The organism is Streptomyces sp. BPTC-684, from assembly GCF_030028635.1.
GTDB classification, from domain to species: Bacteria; Actinomycetota; Actinomycetes; order Streptomycetales; family Streptomycetaceae; genus Streptomyces; species Streptomyces noboritoensis.
Genome location: NZ_CP124863.1, coordinates 1,137,384 through 1,155,631 on the forward strand (window position 1 = coordinate 1,137,384; position 18,248 = coordinate 1,155,631).

16 protein-coding genes are annotated in these 18,248 nt (G+C 71.8%); 3 read left to right on the forward strand and 13 right to left on the reverse strand.

Translation table 11 applies throughout. The features are described 5' to 3' along the window. Nucleotides 1–41 precede the first annotated feature (41 nt). A complete protein-coding gene (locus tag QIY60_RS05015; protein ID WP_283141337.1) occupies nucleotides 42–1,013 on the forward strand; it encodes an LLM class flavin-dependent oxidoreductase in 972 nt (323 codons plus the stop codon). A gap of 42 nt (nucleotides 1,014–1,055) precedes the next feature. On the opposite strand, the gene QIY60_RS05020 is transcribed toward QIY60_RS05015, so the two are convergent. The 4 genes from QIY60_RS05020 to QIY60_RS05035 form a co-directional block, all read right to left on the reverse strand. After that, complete coding sequence (locus tag QIY60_RS05020) at nucleotides 1,056–2,474, reverse strand: sugar porter family MFS transporter (RefSeq protein ID WP_283141338.1); 1,419 nt, start codon at nucleotides 2,472–2,474, stop codon at nucleotides 1,056–1,058. 197 nt (nucleotides 2,475–2,671) lie between these two features. After that, a complete protein-coding gene (smc, locus tag QIY60_RS05025) occupies nucleotides 2,672–6,229 on the reverse strand; it encodes a chromosome segregation protein SMC (protein WP_283141339.1) in 3,558 nt (1,185 codons plus the stop codon). 204 nt (nucleotides 6,230–6,433) lie between these two features. Further along, nucleotides 6,434–6,652: a hypothetical protein gene (locus QIY60_RS05030; RefSeq protein WP_067164723.1), complete on the reverse strand. Its 219-nt coding sequence runs from the start codon at nucleotides 6,650–6,652 to the stop codon at nucleotides 6,434–6,436. A 382-nt stretch (nucleotides 6,653–7,034) separates the two neighbouring features. Beyond that, nucleotides 7,035–7,316: an acylphosphatase gene (locus QIY60_RS05035; protein WP_190091043.1), complete on the reverse strand. Its 282-nt coding sequence runs from the start codon at nucleotides 7,314–7,316 to the stop codon at nucleotides 7,035–7,037. Nucleotides 7,317–7,483: 167 nt separating this feature from the next. Between QIY60_RS05035 and QIY60_RS05040 the strand changes: the two genes are divergently transcribed. Then, nucleotides 7,484–8,314, forward strand: coding sequence for a CAP domain-containing protein (locus tag QIY60_RS05040; RefSeq protein ID WP_283141340.1), 831 nt, complete (start codon nucleotides 7,484–7,486; stop codon nucleotides 8,312–8,314). A 120-nt stretch (nucleotides 8,315–8,434) separates the two neighbouring features. Beyond that, nucleotides 8,435–8,833 carry a helix-turn-helix domain-containing protein gene (locus tag QIY60_RS05045; protein ID WP_283141341.1) on the forward strand — a complete coding sequence of 133 codons (399 nt, stop codon included), beginning with the start codon at nucleotides 8,435–8,437 and terminating at the stop codon, nucleotides 8,831–8,833. Here the strand turns inward: QIY60_RS05045 and mutM are convergent. The 9 genes from mutM to QIY60_RS05090 form a co-directional block, all read right to left on the reverse strand. After that, nucleotides 8,806–9,666, reverse strand: coding sequence for a bifunctional DNA-formamidopyrimidine glycosylase/DNA-(apurinic or apyrimidinic site) lyase (gene mutM / locus QIY60_RS05050; protein ID WP_283141342.1), 861 nt, complete (start codon nucleotides 9,664–9,666; stop codon nucleotides 8,806–8,808). The genes QIY60_RS05045 and mutM overlap by 28 nt on opposite strands. A gap of 252 nt (nucleotides 9,667–9,918) precedes the next feature. Next, nucleotides 9,919–10,752 carry a ribonuclease III gene (gene rnc, locus QIY60_RS05055; RefSeq protein WP_101390333.1) on the reverse strand — a complete coding sequence of 278 codons (834 nt, stop codon included), beginning with the start codon at nucleotides 10,750–10,752 and terminating at the stop codon, nucleotides 9,919–9,921. A 19-nt stretch (nucleotides 10,753–10,771) separates the two neighbouring features. Continuing rightward, nucleotides 10,772–10,945: a 50S ribosomal protein L32 gene (gene rpmF, locus QIY60_RS05060; protein WP_101390332.1), complete on the reverse strand. Its 174-nt coding sequence runs from the start codon at nucleotides 10,943–10,945 to the stop codon at nucleotides 10,772–10,774. Nucleotides 10,946–10,947: 2 nt separating this feature from the next. Beyond that, entirely contained in the window at nucleotides 10,948–11,634 is a 687-nt protein-coding gene (locus QIY60_RS05065; protein WP_283141343.1) for a DUF177 domain-containing protein, read from the reverse strand. A gap of 196 nt (nucleotides 11,635–11,830) precedes the next feature. Further along, nucleotides 11,831–12,883, reverse strand: a complete 1,053-nt coding sequence (locus tag QIY60_RS05070; protein WP_283141344.1) for an ATP synthase F0 subunit B — start codon at nucleotides 12,881–12,883, stop codon at nucleotides 11,831–11,833. Nucleotides 12,884–12,979: 96 nt separating this feature from the next. Continuing rightward, a complete protein-coding gene (coaD, locus tag QIY60_RS05075; protein ID WP_283145821.1) occupies nucleotides 12,980–13,462 on the reverse strand; it encodes a pantetheine-phosphate adenylyltransferase in 483 nt (160 codons plus the stop codon). A 20-nt stretch (nucleotides 13,463–13,482) separates the two neighbouring features. Beyond that, on the reverse strand, nucleotides 13,483–14,067 hold the full coding sequence (rsmD, locus tag QIY60_RS05080; RefSeq protein ID WP_283141345.1) for a 16S rRNA (guanine(966)-N(2))-methyltransferase RsmD: 585 nt from the start codon (nucleotides 14,065–14,067) through the stop codon (nucleotides 13,483–13,485). A 93-nt stretch (nucleotides 14,068–14,160) separates the two neighbouring features. Beyond that, entirely contained in the window at nucleotides 14,161–16,359 is a 2,199-nt protein-coding gene (gene recG / locus QIY60_RS05085; RefSeq protein ID WP_283141346.1) for an ATP-dependent DNA helicase RecG, read from the reverse strand. 105 nt (nucleotides 16,360–16,464) lie between these two features. After that, nucleotides 16,465–18,063 (reverse strand): DAK2 domain-containing protein, encoded by a 1,599-nt coding sequence (locus QIY60_RS05090; RefSeq protein ID WP_283141347.1) that lies wholly within the window; start codon nucleotides 18,061–18,063, stop codon nucleotides 16,465–16,467. Nucleotides 18,064–18,248 lie beyond the last annotated feature (185 nt).

Genomic DNA, 18,248 nt, shown 5'->3' on the forward strand with positions numbered 1-18,248 from the left:
TCCCCCTCCACCGGATCCAGCCCGGCGGAGGGGGACTTCCCATGCCGTTCACGGTCGTACGCATGAACCTGGTGGCCCCGCACGAGCCGCCCGAGACCCTGTCGGCCCGCTACCGCGCCGCGGTGGAGATGGCCGCGTACGCCGACGCGCACGGCGTCGACACCGTCCAGACCGAGGAGCACCACGGCACCGGCAACGGCTGGCTGCCCTCCCCGTTCGCCTTCGCGGGCGCGGTCTTCGGCGCGACCAGCCGGATCGCGGTCACCGTCTCCGCGATCATCGGCCCGCTCTACGACCCTTTGCGGCTCGCCGAGGACATCGCGGTCCTGGACCTGCTCAGCGGCGGGCGCCTGGTGACGGTGGCGGGGATCGGCTACCGGCCCGAGGAGTACGAGCAGGCGGGCGTCGAGTGGGGCCGGCGCGGCAAGCTCCAGGACCTGCTCCTGGAGACGCTGCTCAAGGCCTGGACGGGCGAGCCGTTCAGCTACGAGGGCCGTACGGTACGGGTCACCCCGCGCCCGTTCACGCAGCCGCACCCGATGCTGCTCGTCGGCGGCTCGTCGAAGGCGGCGGCCCGGCGGGCTGCCCGGCTCGGGCTGCCGTTCTTCCCCAGCGCGCATCTGCCGGAGCTTGAGGCGTACTACCGCGAGCAGCTGGCCCTGCACGGCACCGAGGGCTGGACGATGATGCCCGCCGAGAAGACTCCGCTGCTGCACCTGAGCGAGGACCCGGACCGGGCCTGGGCGCTGTACGGGGAGCACTTCCTGCACGAGGCGCGGATGTACGCGTCCTGGCAGTCCAAGGACATCCGCTCGGCGGTGCGGTCGGCGGCGTCCACGGTGGAGGAGCTGCGCGCCGAGGGCGTCTACCGGATCGTGACGCCGGACGAGTGCGCCGCGCTCGGCGCCGAGAGCCTCGTTCTGCACCCGCTGTGCGGCGGGATGCCGCTGGAGGAGGGGTGGCGCAGTCTGCGCCTGTTCACGGACGACGTACTGCCCCGGCTCCATGGGTGAGCCGGGGCAGTACGCGTGTCGAGGAGAGAGGGGCAGCGGGGATTAGCCCATCTCCTCCAACGCCTTGCCCTTGGTCTCCTTCACGTACTTCAGTACGAAGGGGATCGAGAGGGCGGCGAAGATCGTGTAGATCACGTAGGTCGCGGAGAGGTTCCAGTCGGCCAGCGACGGGAAGCTCGCGGTGATGGCCCAGTTGGCGATCCACTGCGCGGAGGCGGCGACGCCGAGGGCGGCGGCGCGGATCCGGTTCGGGAACATCTCGCCGAGGAAGACCCAGACCACCACGCCCCAGGACAGGGCGAAGAAGAGCACGAAGACGTGGGCGGCGACCAGGGCGACCCAGCCCTGGGTGGCGGGCAGCTTGCCGTCGACGAGGTCGTACGAGAACGCCCAGGCCTCCAGGGCGAGGCCGGCGGCCATGCCGACCGAGCCGATGAGCGCCAGCGGCCTGCGGCCGATCCGGTCGACGAAGATCATCGCGATCACGGTGCCGATGATGTTGATGATCGACGTGGTGAACGAGTAGAAGAACGACTGCGTCGGGTCGACGCCGACCGACTGCCACAGCGTCGAGGAGTAGTAGAACGCGACGTTGATGCCGACGAACTGCTGGAAGACCGACAGGCCGATGCCGACCCAGACGATCGGCTTGAAGAAGAACGAGCCGCCGAGCAGGTCCTTGAAGGTCGACTTGTGCTCGCTCTTCATGGCGTGCTCGATCTCGGCGACGCGGGCGTCCAGGTCGATGTGCTCGCCCTCGACCTCCTTGAGCACCTCACGGGCGCGCGCGTCGCGGCCGGCCGAGATCAAAAAGCGCGGCGACTCGGGGATGGCGAAGGAGAGCAGGCCGTACAGGACGGCCGGGATGACCATCACGCCGAGCATGACCTGCCAGGCCTCCAGGCCCATCAGGTGCCCGCGCTGGTCGCCGCCCGCGGCGTTGAGGATGCCCCAGTTGACCAGCTGCGAGATCGCGATGCCGATGACGATGGCGGCCTGCTGGAAGGAGCCGAGCCGCCCGCGGTACGCGGCGGGGGCGACCTCGGCGATGTAGGCGGGGCCGATGACCGAGGCCATGCCGATGGCGAAGCCGCCGATGATGCGCCAGAAGGCCAGGTCCCACAGGGCGAAGGGGAGCGCGGAGCCGACGGCGCTGATGGTGAAGAGCACGGAGGCGATCTGCATGCAGCGGATGCGGCCGATGCGGTCGGCGATCCGGCCCGCGGTGGCGGCGCCGATCGCACAGCCGATCAGGGCGATCGCGATGACCTGGGCGAGTGCCGCCGAGCCGATGTCGTAACGGCCCCTGATGGCCTCGACGGCGCCGTTGATCACGGCGCTGTCGTAGCCGAAGAGGAAGCCGCCCATCGCGGCCGCCGCCGCGATGAAGATGACATGGCCGAGGTGCTCGGGGTGCGCCGTGCGGGCTCCCGAGGCCGGTGGCTGCGTAGTGCTGGTCACGTGAACTCCTGGGGCCGCCCGGCAGCGTCGCCGGGCGTTGGGGGCACTTCAAGTGGCGCACAACTTCAGGTCACCCACCACTTGAAGGTAAAAGCAACGTTGCAGAGACTATGCCTTCAAGTTTCGAAGTCAATAGGGCCAGACGTGTGAATTGAATGACCCTGGCGTGTCACGCTTGTTCAAGTCTTGAAGATCAGTTAGCGAAGCCGCTGGCTGATGACCTTGGAGACGCCGTCACCCTGCATGGACACGCCGTACAGCGCGTCCGCGACCTCCATCGTCCGCTTCTGGTGCGTGATCACGATCAGCTGCGAGGACTCCTGGAGCTCCTGCATGATCCGGATGAGCCGCTGCAGATTGGTGTCGTCGAGCGCCGCCTCGACCTCGTCCATCACATAGAACGGGCTCGGCCGGGCCTTGAAGATCGACACCAGCAGCGCCACGGCCGTCAGCGACCGCTCGCCGCCCGAGAGCAGCGAGAGCCGCTTCACCTTCTTGCCCGGCGGCCGCGCCTCCACGTCCACACCGGTGGCGAGCATGTTGGACGGGTCGGTCAGGACCAGCCGCCCCTCGCCGCCCGGGAAGAGCCGCGAGAAGACGCCCTCGAACTCCCTGGCCGTGTCCCGGTACGCCTCCGTGAAGACCTGCTCGACGCGCTCGTCCACCTCCTTCACCACCTGAAGAAGGTCGGCCCGGGTCTTCTTCAGGTCCTCCAGCTGCTCGGAGAGGAACTTGTGCCGCTCCTCCAGCGCCGCGAACTCCTCAAGCGCGAGCGGGTTGACCTTGCCCAGCTGCTGGTACGCCCGTTCGGCTGACTTCAGTCGCTTTTCCTGATCCGCGCGGTCGAAACTCCGGGGCCGGTTGCGCGGGTGGTCCGGGTCCTCGGGCAGCTCCTCTCCCTCGGCGGCCGGGGACGGGGGCACCGGCTGGTCGGGGCCGTACTCCGCGACCAGCCCGGCCGGCTCCACCCCCAGCTCCTCCAGCGCCTTCGTCTCCAGTTGCTCGATCCGCATCCGCTTCTCGGCACCGAGTACCTCGCCGCGGTGCACCGAATCCGTCAACTTGTCGAGCTCGCCCTTGAGGTCGCGGCCGGTGGCTCGGGCGCCCGCCAGCTCCTGCTCGCGCGCGGCCTTCGAGTCCTCGGCTGCGGCCCGCTCCCGCTCGGCCCGCACCACCGAGACCTCGACGTGGGCGAGCAGGGTGCGCGCACCCGCCGCCACGGCCGCCGCCACCCGTGCCTCGTGGCGCAGCCTCGCGCGCCGCTCCTCGGCCCGGGCGCGGGCCTCGCGCTCGGCTCGGGCGCCCCGGTCGAGCGCGTCGGCCCGCCCGGCCAGGCCCTTGACCCGCTCCTCGTGCGTACGCAGCTGGAGGCGGGCCTCCATCTCGGTCTGGCGGGCGTTGGCCCCGTCGGCGGCGAGCCGGTCCCGTACGGAGGTGTCCGGCTCCTCCTCCACCGGCATCTCCTCGGCGACGAGCAGCCGCTCGGTCAGCTCCTCGGCCTCCTCAAGCGCCTTCTCCAGGGCCTCCTGGGCGCGGGCCGCGGCCGACGCCGTGCGCTCGGCCTCGCCCGCGGCGCCGCGGGCCTGCCCGGCGAGCCGCCCGAGCTGCTGGGCGACGGACGACTTCTCCCGGTCGGCGGCCCGGCGCCGCTCCCCCAGCTCCTCGACGCGCTCGGCGCACTCCGCCCGCCGCTCCCCCACCGTCCGCTGGGCCTCGGCGAGCTCCTCGCACCGCACCGCGAGCTCGGTGAGCTCGGCGGCGGCCTCGTCGACCGAGGCCTGCACCTCCAGCAGGCTGGGCGCCCCGGCGGAGCCTCCGTGCGCGAAGTACGCCCCGAGCAGGTCGCCCTCGGCGGTGACGGCGGTCAGATGCGGCTGCGCGTGGACCAGGTCCTCGGCGTCCTCCAGCGTCCCCACGACCACGACCCCGCGCAGCAACTTCCGTACGGCGGGCAGCAGTTCCTCAGGACCGCGCACCAGGTCCGCCGCGTACGGCGGCCCGCCCGGCCGTACGGGATCGGACTCCTGGGGGCCCGGCAGCCCGCCCACCAGGAGCGCGGCCCGCCCGGCGTCCTGCTTGCGCAGCAGCCGGATCGCCTCGGCGGCGGTGGCCGGGCCCGACACCGCGAGCGCGTCGGCGGCGGCGCCCAGGGCCGCGGCCACCGCCACCTCGTGGCCGGGCGCGACGGTGAGCAGCGCGGCGGCGGGGCCGAGCAGCCCTTGAAGCGAGTCCTGGGCGGCGAGCAGCGCGCCCGTGCCGTCCTTGCGGCGCAGGCCGAGGGCGAGCGCGTCGTGGCGGGCGGCCACGGCGGCACGTTTCCTCTCGGCGGCCGTGACCGCCTCGCGGGCGGCGCCCAGGGCCGTCTCGGCCTCGGCGAGCTCGCGTTTGGCGCGCTCATGCGCCTCGCCGAGCTCGTGGTCGTCCGCGTCCAGGCCGTCGACCTCAGCCTTCAGCTGTTCGTACTCCTCCTGGGCCAGCGCCGCCCGCTCGCCCGCCTCGTCGCGCGCGGCCGCCAGCCGGTCGATCTCCGCCTGCGCCGAACCCGCCCTGCTCCGCGCCGCGTTGACCTGTCCGTGCAGTCGCGCCAGGCCCTCGCGCCGGTCCGCGATGGCCCGGGCCACATCCTTCAAACGACGCTCTTCCAGCGTGAGTTCCCGCTCCAGCTCGGCGCGGTGGGACGCGGTGTCCTCCAGGGCGCGCTCGGCCGCCTCGCGGGCCGCCTCCAGCTCCGCCTCCTGCTCGCGGATCCGGGCGGCCTCGCGCTCCATGTCCTCCGGGTCGCGGCCCCGGCGCTCCTCGGGCGCCTCGGCGCCGGCGCTCTTCACGCGCGCGTCCGCGAGCGAGACGGTGCCGCGCACCCGCTCGGCCAGCTGCGACAGCTCGTACCAGGTCTGCTGGGCGCTCTGCAGACGCGGAGTGAGCCTGCGGACCTCGTCCTCCAGCTCCGCCTCGCGCGCGAGGGCGGCCTTCAGCTCGGCCTCGGCGCTGTCCTTGCGCTGCTTGAGCGCCGCCTCGTCCTCGATCTCGGCCCGCAGCGCCTGGCGCATCCGCACCAGGTCGTCGGCGAGCAGGCGCAGCCGGGCGTCGCGCAGGTCGGCCTGGATGACGGCGGCCCGGCGGGCGACGGCGGCCTGCCTGCCCAGCGGCTTGAGCTGGCGCCGCAGCTCGTCGGTGAGGTCCTGCACGCGCGCGAGGTTGGCCCGCATCGCGTCCAGCTTGCGCAGCGCCTTCTCCTTGCGCTTGCGGTGCTTGAGGACGCCGGCCGCCTCCTCGATGAAGGCCCGGCGGCCCATCGGGTCGGCGTGCAGCACCGAGTCGAGCTGTCCCTGCCCGACGATCACGTGCATCTCGCGGCCGATGCCGGAGTCGGAGAGCAGCTCCTGGATGTCGAGCAGCCGGCAGGTGTCGCCGTTGATCTGGTACTCGCTGCTGCCGCCCCGGAACATGATCCGGGTGATGGTGACTTCGGCGTACTCGATGGGCAGGGCGCCGTCGGAGTTGTCGATGGTGAGGGAGACCTCGGCGCGGCCCAGCGGCGGGCGGCCGGTCGTCCCGGCGAAGATGACGTCCTCCATCTTGCCGCCGCGCAGCGACTTGGCGCCCTGCTCGCCCATGACCCAGGACAGCGCGTCCACCACATTGGACTTGCCGGAGCCGTTGGGGCCCACCACACAGGTGATGCCGGGCTCGAACTTCAATGTCGTCGCGGAAGCGAAGGATTTGAACCCGCGCAGGGTGAGGGCCTTGAGGTGCACGCCGTCGGACTCTACTCTCCGCGCCCTCCCGAGCCCGGGGAAGGCGCAGCCCCGGCGGTTTCACCTCTGGCCACGCAGGGCACACCGGATGAGAAAGACCGGAGGGTCCGGGCAAGAAAGAAGGGACGCCAAGGCGTCCCTTGCATATCTGTCTCTAGGAGAAGTGGATCTCACCTACGGGCCTTCGGGGGTACGGCCCGTGGATCAGGTGAGCGCAGGCTCCGCCTGGGGTACGTCGATGTCGATGCCTTCGAGCAGCGAGTCTCCGCGGTGCGAAGCAACGGCAGCGGACAGCGCGTCCTTCTCGGACTGGATCCGTACGAGCTCGGACTCGAGGTCCTGGACACGCTGCTGGAGCCGTCGCATCTCGGCGAGGAGTCGCGGGTCGGAACCGCCGACGTAACCGAGAAGCGCCTTTGCCATGATGGATGGTCCTCCACAATGAGTGACCGACCGAAGCGGTGTGGGTCGTGAGGGATTCGCACCCGCGGTGCTTGGACTTGACTGCGGTTCTTCATGCCAAACAGCTAAGGTGCGCGGGGCTTCCAGCGTCTCACCAAAAAGTTTGACGGTCAACACGATCACGCCCCGTATCGGCGGGCAATCCGGGGGCCGTCCGGCCGGGACGCACCCGGCGAGGCCTCTCCGCGGAGCCCCGGGGGCGTGGAGATCATCCTTCTAGCGGCAGCCTTGCACGCCCGGCCGCGATTGGCAACAACGAAGTCGTACGAGGTCAGGGGCCCCGGACCCGGACCGACCGACTGGTACGTGGCGTCCGGGCCGCCGTGCGGGCGGCCGGGCCGTCCTAGCGGATCGCGAAGCCGTCGTAGCCGCCGCGCGGCGCGGCCCAGATCTCGGTGACACCGTCGACCCTGCCGGGTGTGTCGCCGTCCCTCAGCCACTCCAGCAGACGGTGGCATTTATCACGCGGCCCCTCGGCCACGACCTGCACCCTGCCGTCGTCGAGGTTGAGCGCGAACCCGACGAGGTCGCCGATCTCCAAAGCGTTTGCCCTGGTGAACCAGCGGAAGCCCACTCCCTGTACTCGGCCGCGTACCCAGGCGGTGAGCCGTGCATCTTCGTTCATGGGTGCACGCTAACCGGCCAATAGCTCACGGAGCACTTCGCCCTCTTACGTCATGGCGTACAGTCCCGACGCAATGAGCCTCACCCGTTCGGACCAGCATCCGTCGCCCCCGGACGGGGCCCCGGGCTCAGGGACCACAGCACTGAAGCAATGAGGGAGGCCCGCAGATGGGACGCCATCGTCGCTCCGCCGCGCCCGCCAAGAAGAAGCCCGTCGTGCCCGTGCGCACCGGGCTGCTCGGCGCGTCCGCCGCCGTGGCGGTGGGCGCCGTAGCCATAGCCTCCGGCCTGCTGCCGGGCGGCTCCTCCTTCGAGCTGGGCGGCGGCACCGCGGGCGAGCACGTCCAGGCGGGCGGCACCTCCGACCTGCGTCAGCAGGGCGGCGAGACCGTGAAGCCGACCAGCGCGGCCCCCTCGACGCCGATCACCTCGCCGAGCAGCCACGCGCCCCTCACCTCTCCCTCCGCTGTGCCCTCCCAGAAGCCGTCGTCGGCCGCGCCGACGCCGACGCGGGAGAAGACGTCCGCCCCGGCGGCCGCGCCGAAGACGGCCACGCCGTCCGCGCAGCCCCCCAAAGCGAAGGCCGTACCGGAGCAGCGGCAGATCAAGGCGCCCAGCGCCGAGCAGGCGGCCGCCGCCACCATCGTCTCGCTGGTCAACCAGCAGCGCGCGCAGGCGGGCTGCAGCCCGGTGCGGGCCGACGCTTCGCTGGCGGCGCTGGCCACCGCGTTCAGCGACGACATGGCGGCGCGCGGCTTCTTCGACCACACCGACCCGGACGGCAAGAGCCCCTGGGACCGGGCCGCGAAGGCGGGCATCGGCAACCTGGGCGGCGAGAACATCGCGCGCGGCCAGGCCGACGCCAAGGCGGTCATGGAGGCCTGGATGAACAGCCCGGGCCACCGGGCGAACATCCTGAACTGCGACTACAAGACGCTCGGCGTCGGTGTGCACTTCGGTGAGGGCGGGCCGTGGTGGACGCAGGACTTCGGCTTCTAGAGCGCTGATCCGGCTCCGGAGCACTGATCCGCTTCCGGAGCTCCGATCCGGTGGATCACCGCACCCCTACGACGCAGCGCTAACTTTTGGTTAGCGCTGCGTCGTCGTATGGTGAGAGGCATGGAAGAGACCGCCACCGCCGACCCCGCGGACCTGCCGTTCGACGTCTTCTCCAAGGCGTGCCCCTCGCGCGGCACCCTTGAGCATGTGACCGGCCGCTGGGGCAGCCTCACCCTTGGCGCGCTCCACGAGGGGAGCTTCCGCTTCAACGAGCTGCGGCGGCGGGTCGACGGCGTGAGCGAGAAGATGCTCTCCCAGACGCTGCACGCGCTGGAGCGCGACGGGCTCGTCCACCGCGAGGCCCAGCCGACCAACCCGCCGCGCGTCGACTACACCCTGACCCCGCTGGGGTACGAGGTCGCCGAGCGCCTCCTCGGGCTGATCCGCCTGATGGAGGACCGGATGCCGTCGGTCCTCGAAGCCCGCGAGCGTTACGACGCGGTGCGCGGCGCGCGCTGACAGCGCGGGCAGAAGTAGCTTGACCGGTTCATCCAGGGGCGTCGGCGCATCGGAGTGCCGCACCGGCGGCAGGGCTCGCCCTCGCGCCCATACGCGTCGAGCGAGCGGTCGAAGTACCCCGACTCGCCGTTCACATTGACGTAGAGACTGTCGAAGCTGGTGCCGCCGGCGGCGAGCGCCGCGTTCATCACGTCCCGTACGTGGCCGAGGAGTTCGGCGGCCTTGGGGCGCGTGAGGGTCGAAGTGGGGCGCTCGTAGTGCAACTTGGCGCGCCACAGCGCCTCGTCGGCGTAGATGTTGCCGACGCCGCTGATGAGCGACTGGTCGAGCAGCGCGCGCTTGACGGTCGTGCGCCGCAGCCGCAGCGCGGTGAAGAAGGCGGCGTCGTCGAAGAGTTCGTCGAGCGGGTCGCGCGCGATGTGCGCGATCACGTCGGGCAGCCCGTCGGGGGTGTTGTCGTGGAGCGAGAGCCCGCCGAAGGTCCGCTGGTCGACGAAGCGCAGCTCGGTGCCCGCGGCGTCCTGGAAGCGCAGCCGGATCCGCAGGTGCTTCTCGTCGGGCGCGCTCTCGGGCTGCACCAGGAGCTGCCCGCTCATTCCGAGGTGCCCGAGCACGGACTGGTCGGTGTCCGCCAGCGGCAGCCACAGATACTTCCCGCGCCGCCGGGCCACGCCGATGCGGTGCCCCTTGAGCCGGGCCGCGAAGTCGGCCGCGCCGGCCGGGTGGCGGCGCACGGCGCGGGGGTGCAGCACGTCCACGTGGTCCACGGTCCGCCCGGCCACCCAGCACTCCAGACCCCGCCGGACGACTTCTACCTCGGGCAGTTCGGGCACGGGGCTCCTCCGGAGGGGGCGCGAGTTTACGGGTTGCCCGCAGGGTATCCCGCTCCTTGCTCGGGGCTGCGCCCCGGACCCCTTTTCGCCTGCGGACCGTGGGCCCGTTGTGCCCACCCGTTCCGCCCTGCGGAACGCCTGCCCACAACGGGCGGGCGGGTGGGAGGGGGCAGAGCTCAGCCCCAGCCAGGCGGGCGGGCGCAAAAAAACCTCGCCCGCACGGGATTCGTGCGGGCGAGGATGAGGAAACGGTCAGGCTGCCGGGTCGGCGGCGGGGGTCGGCGTCCCGCCCTCCGGCTCGGTGACGGCGGCCTCGGCCTCCGCCTTGGCCTTCGCCAGCCGCTCGTCGGCGGACGCGCTGATCGCGCGCCATGCCGACTCCGCGGCCTGCTGCTCCGCTTCCTTCTTGCTGCGGCCGGTGCCGGTGCCGTACGAGACACCACCGACGCGGGCGGCAGCAGTGAAGGTCTTCTCGTGGTCGGGACCCGTCTCGGAGACCAGGTACTCCGGAACGCCGAGGCCTTCGGCCGCGGTGAGCTCCTGGAGGCTGGTCTTCCAGTCCAGGCCGGCCCCGAGGTTCGAGGACTTCTCGATCAGGGGGTCGAAGAGTCGGTGGACGAGCTCGGAAGCCGCCTCAAGACCCTGGTCCAGATAGACCGCGCCGATCACCGCTTCAAGGGTGTCGGCGAGGATGGAAGCCTTGTCCCGGCCGCCCGTGCCCTCTTCGCCCCGGCCGAGCCGGATGAAGGAGCCGAGGTCGAGCCCACGGCCCACCTGCGCCAGCGCACGAGAGTTGACCACCGCGGCCCGGAGTTTGGCCAGCTGGCCTTCCGGGAGATCGGGGTGGGTGCGGTACAGCGTGTCCGTGACGACCAGGCCCAGCACGGAGTCCCCGAGGAACTCCAGCCGCTCGTTGGTCGGCAGACCGCCGTTCTCGTACGCGTACGAACGATGGGTCAGTGCACGCACCAGAAGGGCGGACTCAAGGTGATACCCGAGCCGCCCTTCCAGAAGCGTGTGGGACGAGGCCGAGTTGTTGTCGCTACTGCCCGCCTTCTTGGCGCCGGCATTCGACAGATCAGACATCGGGCCTCTCACCAGCCGCTCAGACCTCGAGGACCTGGCGCTTGTTGTAGGTGCCGCAGCTCGGGCACGCGATGTGCTGCTGCTTCGGCTCCTGGCAACGCTCGCACGTAACCAGGGTGGGGACCGCAGCCTTCCACTGCGACCGGCGGTGGCGCGTGTTGCTGCGCGACATCTTCCGCTTCGGAACAGCCACGGCTACTTCTCCTGCTTCTCGGCGGCGCGCTGCACGTCAGAGGCAGTGCCGCTCATGTTGTCCTTCTCGCCGTCCTGGATGGTCCCGGCGAGTCCTTGCAGTGCCGCCCAACGGATGTCGACGGCGTCGTGGTGGTGGTCGGGGTCGTCCTCGAGCCTGAATCCACAGGTGGAACACAGGCCGAGGCAGGTCTCCCGGCACACCGGCTGCATCGGCAGTGCGAGCACCACCGCATCACGCAGCACCGGCTCGAGGTCGAACAGTCCGTCCTCAAGCGGGATGGTGTCCTCGTCCTCGGCGTCGTCGGCCGGCTCCGCCTGCTTGCTGCGGCCCCGGTCGTCGGCGTCAGGGTACGAGAACAACTCCTGGAAGTCCGCATCGAGCGCGAGCTCCAGCGGCTCCAGACACCTTACGCACTCCCCCTCGGCCGATGCACGGGCGGTGCCTGTGACAAGCACCCCTTCCATGACCGACTCCAGACGGAGCTCGATCTCCACGGGCGCGCCCTGGGGCACTCCGACGACGCCGTCGATCCCGAGATCGGCGGGCGCCTCGACCGTGCGGGAGATCCGCTGGAGGGCACCGGGACGCCGACCCAGCTCGTGTGTGTCGAACACGAGAGGGTTGCGGTGGTCGAGGTGCGTGCTCAGGGTTCTTCCCGCTTTCGAATCGTGGAGGGTGGCCGCCATGCGACGCCGTGGGTGCGGCGATGCGCGGGCAGCGTTGATCGCGGACGTACGCGCGACCGAACAGCCAGGATACTGGACGCGCCGCGATTGACCCAATCCGGTCCCTGCGGCCCTGAAGGGGCGCGGGGCTGTGACACATGCGGCTCCGCCGCGCGGGCGCGACCGGCCACACACGGTCCGCAGCCGAAGAGTCGGCTCAGCGGCCCTGCTCGTACTGCCGCAGCTGTTCCAGGTCGATCATGCTCGTGTCGAACAGGCTGGTCTCGTCCAGGGCGCCCTGCGGCGGGTGCGCGGGCTGCGGGACGGTCTGCTGCCCGTGGTGGCCGTACGCCTGCGGGTCGTAGCCGTACGGGTCCTGCTGCGGCTGCTGCTGGTCGTAGCCGTACTGGGCGTACTGCTGCTGGTAGGCGTACGGGTCCTGCTGGGGCTGGGGCTGGGCCTGCCCGTAGCCGTACGGGTCGTAGACCTGCGCCGGGACCTGGGCCTGCTGGGGCGCGGCGGCCCGCGGCTGCGGGTCGGCCAGCTCGGCCAGGCCCGCGAGGTAGTCCGCGTCGCTGGTGTGGCCCCCGCCGAGCGCGCCCGCGGCGTCCTGGGCGGCCATGTGCGCGCCCAGCTCGTCGCTGGCGATCCGGCCGTGCAGGGTCTCGCGGCCGCGGCCGACCGCTTCGAGGGTCTTGGCGAGGACGGCCTCGAAGGCGCCGAGCTTGGTGTCGATGTACTCGTCGGCCCGCCGGATCAGGGTCTGCGGGTCGGGGCTGTACTCGGGGGCGTCCGTGTCGGCCTGCCCCTGCTCGTCCAGGCCGGGGCCGCGGCCGAGCAGCTTCTCGCGGCCGCGGTCGACCGAGCCGATGGTCTTGGTGAGGACGACCTCGAAGTTGGCCAGCTTGGAGTCGACGTAGTCGTCGGCCTCGGCGCGGATCTCGTCGGCCTCGCGCTTGGCGTCGGCGAGGATGCGGTCGGCCTCGTCCTGCGACTGCCGGGCGACGGCCGTGTCGGAGATCAGCGTGCCCCGCTGGGCGTGCGCGGACTCGATGATCCGCTCGGCCTCCTGGCGGGCCTGCTCGACCATCTGCTCGCGGCCGCCGATCAGCTCCTGCGCCTGGGCGAGGGAGCCGGGCAGGGCCTGGCGCACCTCCTCCAGGAGCGCGAGCAGCTCGGCGCGGTTGACCACGCACGAGGCCGACATGGGCATGGAGCGGGCACCGGCGACGACGTCGACGATCTCGTCCAGCTTCTTCTGCACGTCCACCGTGGGCTCGCCACTCTCTACGACTGGTTGGGAGACGGACGGGACGACTGTAAGGCCAGTCGGGGCCCGCCCGACACCAGCTGACGGACTGTCAGCTCAGCGCTGTTCGGCGATCCGGGCGACCAGTGCCTCGTGGACGGTGGCGGGCAGCAGGTGGGAGACGTCTCCGCCCCATGCCGCGACCTCCTTGACCAGCGACGACGACAGGAAGCTGTACGTCGGGTTGGTCGGCACGAACAGCGTCTCGACGCCCGAGAGCCCGTTGTTCATCTGGGCCATCTGGAGCTCGTAGTCGAAGTCGCTGACCGCGCGCAGGCCCTTCACGATGGCGGGGATGTCGCGCTGCTTGCAGAAGTCGACCAGCAGGCCGTGGAAGGACTCGACCTCCACGTTGCCGAAGTCGGCGGTCACCTCGCGGATCAGCTCGATCCGCTCCTCGATGGTGAACAGGCCCTTCTTCGACTGGTTGATCATCACCGCGACGTGCACCACGTCGTACAGCTTGGAGGCGCGGGCGATGATGTCGAGGTGTCCATTGGTGATGGGGTCGAACGACCCCGGACAGACGGCTCGGCGCAACTGAAGTCCCTCGCTCCCGGTCATGGTGCGTCTTCGCACGTAGAGGCGGCGCGACCGTACCAAAGCGTGCCCTCGCCGTAACGACGGGCCCGCAGTGGTTCGAACCCCCGCGGCCAGCCGAATTCTCCGCCTCTGGTGCTGCGCTCCACGGTGACCAGGCACTCGTCGGCGAGCCAGCCCTGAGTGCGGAGTGTGAGGAGGATCTCGCGAAGATCGTCATCTGTCACCGCATACGGCGGGTCGAGGAACACCACGTCAAAGGGGGTTTCGGGAGCCGGGCCCGCAACGATCTGCTCCGCTTTTCCGTTACGTACCTCAGCGCCCGGAAGGCCCAGTACGCGCACGTTGGCGCGGACGGTCTTCACGGCCCGGGCATCCGCCTCGACGAGCAGCGCGTGCGAGGCGCCCCGGGAGAGGGCTTCCAGGCCGACCGCGCCCGACCCGGCGTACAGATCCGCGACCCGGATCCCCTCCAGCGTGCCGAGCAGGGCCTCCCAGGTGGAGAAGAGGCCCTCGCGCGCGCGGTCGGAGGTGGGGCGGGTGCCGTTGCCCGGCGGTACGGCCAGGCGGCGTCCGCCGGCCCGGCCGGCGATCACGCGGGTCATCTGAGTCCTTGTCGGTGTACGTACGTCACTGGTGTCCCCCAGTTTCTCAGAAGCGGCCACGGGCGCCGCCCCCGCGGCCTCCGTCGGCGCCTGTCAGCCCTTGTCGAGGTACTGCTCGCGGTCCTTGTCCAGCAGGGCGTCCAGCGCCGTCCGCAGTGCGGGCAGCCGTTCCAGATCCGGGTCCTGGCCCACCACGGCCACCGCCTCCTCGCGGGCCGCCGCGATCACCTCCTCGTCCTCGATGACCGCGAGCATCCGCAGCGACGAGCGCACGCCCGACTGGGCCTGGCCCAGCACATCGCCCTCGCGGCGCTGCTCCAGGTCGATCCGGGAGAGCTCGAAGCCGTCCAGGGTCGCGGCCACCGCGTTCAGCCGGGCCCTGGCCGCGCTCGCCTCCGGCATCTCGGTGACCAGCAGGCACAGGCCCGGGGCCGAGCCACGGCCGACGCGGCCGCGCAGCTGGTGCAGCTGCGAGACGCCGAAGCGGTCCGCGTCCATGATCACCATCGCGGTGGCGTTCGGCACGTTCACCCCGACCTCGATGACCGTGGTCGCGATCAGCGCGTCCACCTCGCCGGCCGCGAACCGGCGCATCACGTCGTCCTTGTCGTCGGGCTGCATCCGCCCGTGCAGCACCTCGATGCGCAGCCCCTGGAGCGGGCCCGAGCGGAGCTGCTCCGCGATGTCGAGGACGGCGAGCGGCGGACGCTTCTCGGCCTCGTCCTCCTTGGACTTCTTCCTGCCCGCCTTCTTCTCGTCCTCGTCGTCACCGATGCGCGGACACACCACGTACGCCTGGTGGCCCTTGGCGACCTCCTCGCGGACCCGCTCCCAGGCGCGGGCCAGGAAGTGCGGCTTGTCCTGGGCGGGGACGACATGGCTGGCGATGGGCGAACGCCCCGCCGGGAGCTGGTCCAGGACGGAGGTCTCCAGGTCGCCGAAGACGGTCATGGCGACCGTGCGCGGAATCGGCGTGGCCGTCATCACCAGGAGGTGCGGCGGCTGCTTGCCCTTCCCGCGCAGGGCGTCGCGCTGCTCGACGCCGAACCGGTGCTGCTCGTCGACCACGACCAGGCCCAGGTCGTGGAACTGCACCTTGTCCTCGATCAGCGCGTGCGTGCCGATCACGATTCCCGCCTCGCCGGTGACCAGGTCGAGCAGCGCCTGGCGGCGGGCGGGCGCGCCCATCGACCCGGTGAGCAGCACGACCTTGGTACCGAGGTCGGAGCCGCCCAGCATCCCGCCTTCGGCCAGCTCACCCATCATCTCGGTGATGGACCGGTGGTGCTGCTGCGCCAGCACCTCGGTCGGCGCGAGCATGGCGGCCTGGCCGCCGCTGTCGACCACGGCGAGCATGGCGCGCAGGGCGACCATGGTCTTCCCCGATCCGACCTCGCCCTGGAGCAGCCGGTGCATCGGATGCTCCGTCGCCAGGTCGTCGAAGATCTCCTTGGAGACCGTGCGCTGGCCGTCGGTGAGGGTGAACGGGAGCTTGGCGTCGAAGGCGTCGAGCAGGCCGTCGGGGGCGGGTCTGCGGGCCACGGCGGGCAGTTGGGCGTCCGCGTGACGGCGCCGGGCCAGGGCCACCTGGAGGACGAACGCCTCGTCCCACTTCAGCCGCTGGCGGGCCTGCTCCACATCGTCCTTGGTGTGCGGGCGGTGGACCTTGAGCAGTGCCTCGGGCAGGGGGACGAAGCCCCGGCCCTCCCGAAGGGAGGCAGGTAGCGGGTCGACGGCCTCCTGGGCGCTGGGCAGTACCGCGTCGACCGCCTTGGCGATCTTCCAGGACTCCAGGCCCTTGCAGGCGGGGTAGATCGGGATGAGCGCGCCCGCCCAGGAGTCCACCACCTCGGCGGAGTCGTCGCCGTCGGCGCTCAGCTTCGCGTACGTGGGGTGGGCGAGCTGGAGGCGGCGGTTGAACATCGACACCTTGCCCGCGAACATCGCGCGGCTGCCGGGCAGCAGGTCCTTGTGCGGCTTGTGGATGCCGCGGCCGAAGAAGACCAGCTGGAGGCGGCCGCTGCCGTCGGTGATGGTGATCTCCAGGCGCTGGCCGCGGCCGCCGTTGAACGTGTGCACGCGCGCGTCGGCCACCTGGGCGACGACCGTCACGTCCTCGTCGAGGGGCAGCTCGGCCAGCTTGGTCAGCTGGCCGCGCTCCTCGTACCGCCGCGGGTAGTGGTGGAGGAGGTCGCCGACCGTGTGCAGGTCGAGCTGCTCGGCCATGACCTTCGCGGTGGGGCCGCCGAGCAGCTTCTTGAGGGGTTCATCGAGCGCAGGCACGCGATCCATTGCACACCACACCACTGACATCCCGCAGGATCGCCCGGCCCCCTGTGGACAACTCGTCGCGTACGGCAGCGACTCGACCGGCCGGTCGACCGGCCGCGCGACCGGCTACTCGACGCCGATCAGCAGCGGCGCGCTCTGGTTGCCGCCGTCGTAGACGACCGTGTCGACCGCCAGATGGGCCTCGCGCACATGGGCCTCGATGCCGGGCGCCAGGTCGGCGGGGGCGTCGGCGGCCAGCACCAGCGTGACCAGTTCGCCGCCCGCCGCCAGCATCCGGTCCAGGACCGCCTTGGCCGTACGGGCCAGGTCCTGCCCGATCACCGCCACGTCGCCGTCGATGAGGCCCAGCACGTCCCCGGCCTGGCAGACGCCGGCCGTGGTCCACGACTGCCGCTCGGCGACGGCCAGTTCCGCGTACCGGGTGGCGCCGGCCGCCGCGGTCATCGCGACCACGTCCTCGTCGAAGCGGCGGTCGGGGGCGTGCACCGCGAGCGCGGCGAGGCCCTGGACGGCGGACCGGGTGGGGATGAGCGCGACCCGTACGCCCTCGGTGCGCGCCTGCTCCACGGCCGCGGCGGCGGTGTGGCGCAGCTCGGCGTCGTTGGGCAGCAGCACGACCTCGCGCGCGTGGGCGCGGCGGATCGCGTCGACGAGCTCGCCGCTGGCCGGGGGCTCGCCGGGCCGGGCGAGGACGGCGGTCGCCCCGGCCTCGGCGCACAGCCCGGCCAGGCCCTCGCCGGGCACGACCGCGACGACGGCCCGCTGGACCCGCTCGCGCGGCTCGGGACGGGCCCCGAAGTGGGTGATGCGGATCCGGTACGGGCGCCCCGCCTCCACGCCCGCCTCGACGGCCGCGCCCGCGTCGTCCACATGGACGTGGACGTTCCACAGCCCGTCGCCGCCGACGACCACCAGGGAGTCCCCGAGCGCGTCCAGACGGCCGCGCAGCCGGGCCACGGCGTCGTCGTCGGCCTCCAGGAGGTAGATCACCTCGAAGGCGGGCCCGGCGCTCTCGGCGGGGTCGGAGGGGCAGGTGTGCGGGTCGAGCGGCGGATGCGCCTCGTGCCGTACGACCGGGGCCTCGCCGGAGAGCGCCTGCGCCAGCGCCCCCAGGACCGTCACCAGACCCCAGCCGCCCGCGTCCACGACCCCGGCACGGCCCAGGACCGCGAGCTGCCCGGGCGTCTCCTCCAGGGCCCGCCGGGCGCCGCCGTAGGCCGCGGTGGCCACGGCCGCCGCGTCGCCGTCCGTCCCCCGGGCCGCGTCGGCCGCGGCCGTCGCCACCGTCAGGACCGTGCCCTCGACCGGGTGCGCGACCGCCTCGTACGCCGACTCGGCGGCCCGGCGCAGGGCCCCGGACAGGTCCGTGCCGCGCTCGGCGAGGACCTCGGCCATGCCGCGCAGGAGCTGGGAGAGGATCGTGCCGGAATTGCCCCGGGCGCCGACGAGGGCGCCGTGCGCCATGGCCCGTATGACGTCGGCCGTCTCCGGCGCCCCGGTCTCCGGCACCTCGGTGTACGCGGCGAAGACCGCCTCGACCGCCTGGTGGGCGGACTCCACGGTCAGATAGAGGTTGGTGCCGGTGTCCCCGTCCGCGACGGGGTAGACGTTGACCGCGTCGATCTCCTCGCGGTCCCGGCCGAGCCCGTCCAGGGCCAGCGAGCACCAGGTGCGTACCGCGACGGCGTCGAAAGTCTGCGGCACCTGGTGTCCTCCTTGGGCGGCCGGTGAGCTGCGGGCCAGCAGCAGGGTAGACCCGGGTCGGGGCTCGGGCCCGGGGTGGGGTGCGGCGGCGGTCGTGGTAGTTTCGTATCTCGGGAGCAGCCGTTGTATGCTGCTTCGGTTGCCCGGCGAGAGTCGGGCCATTCCCCCGGCAAGCCACTTCAGAT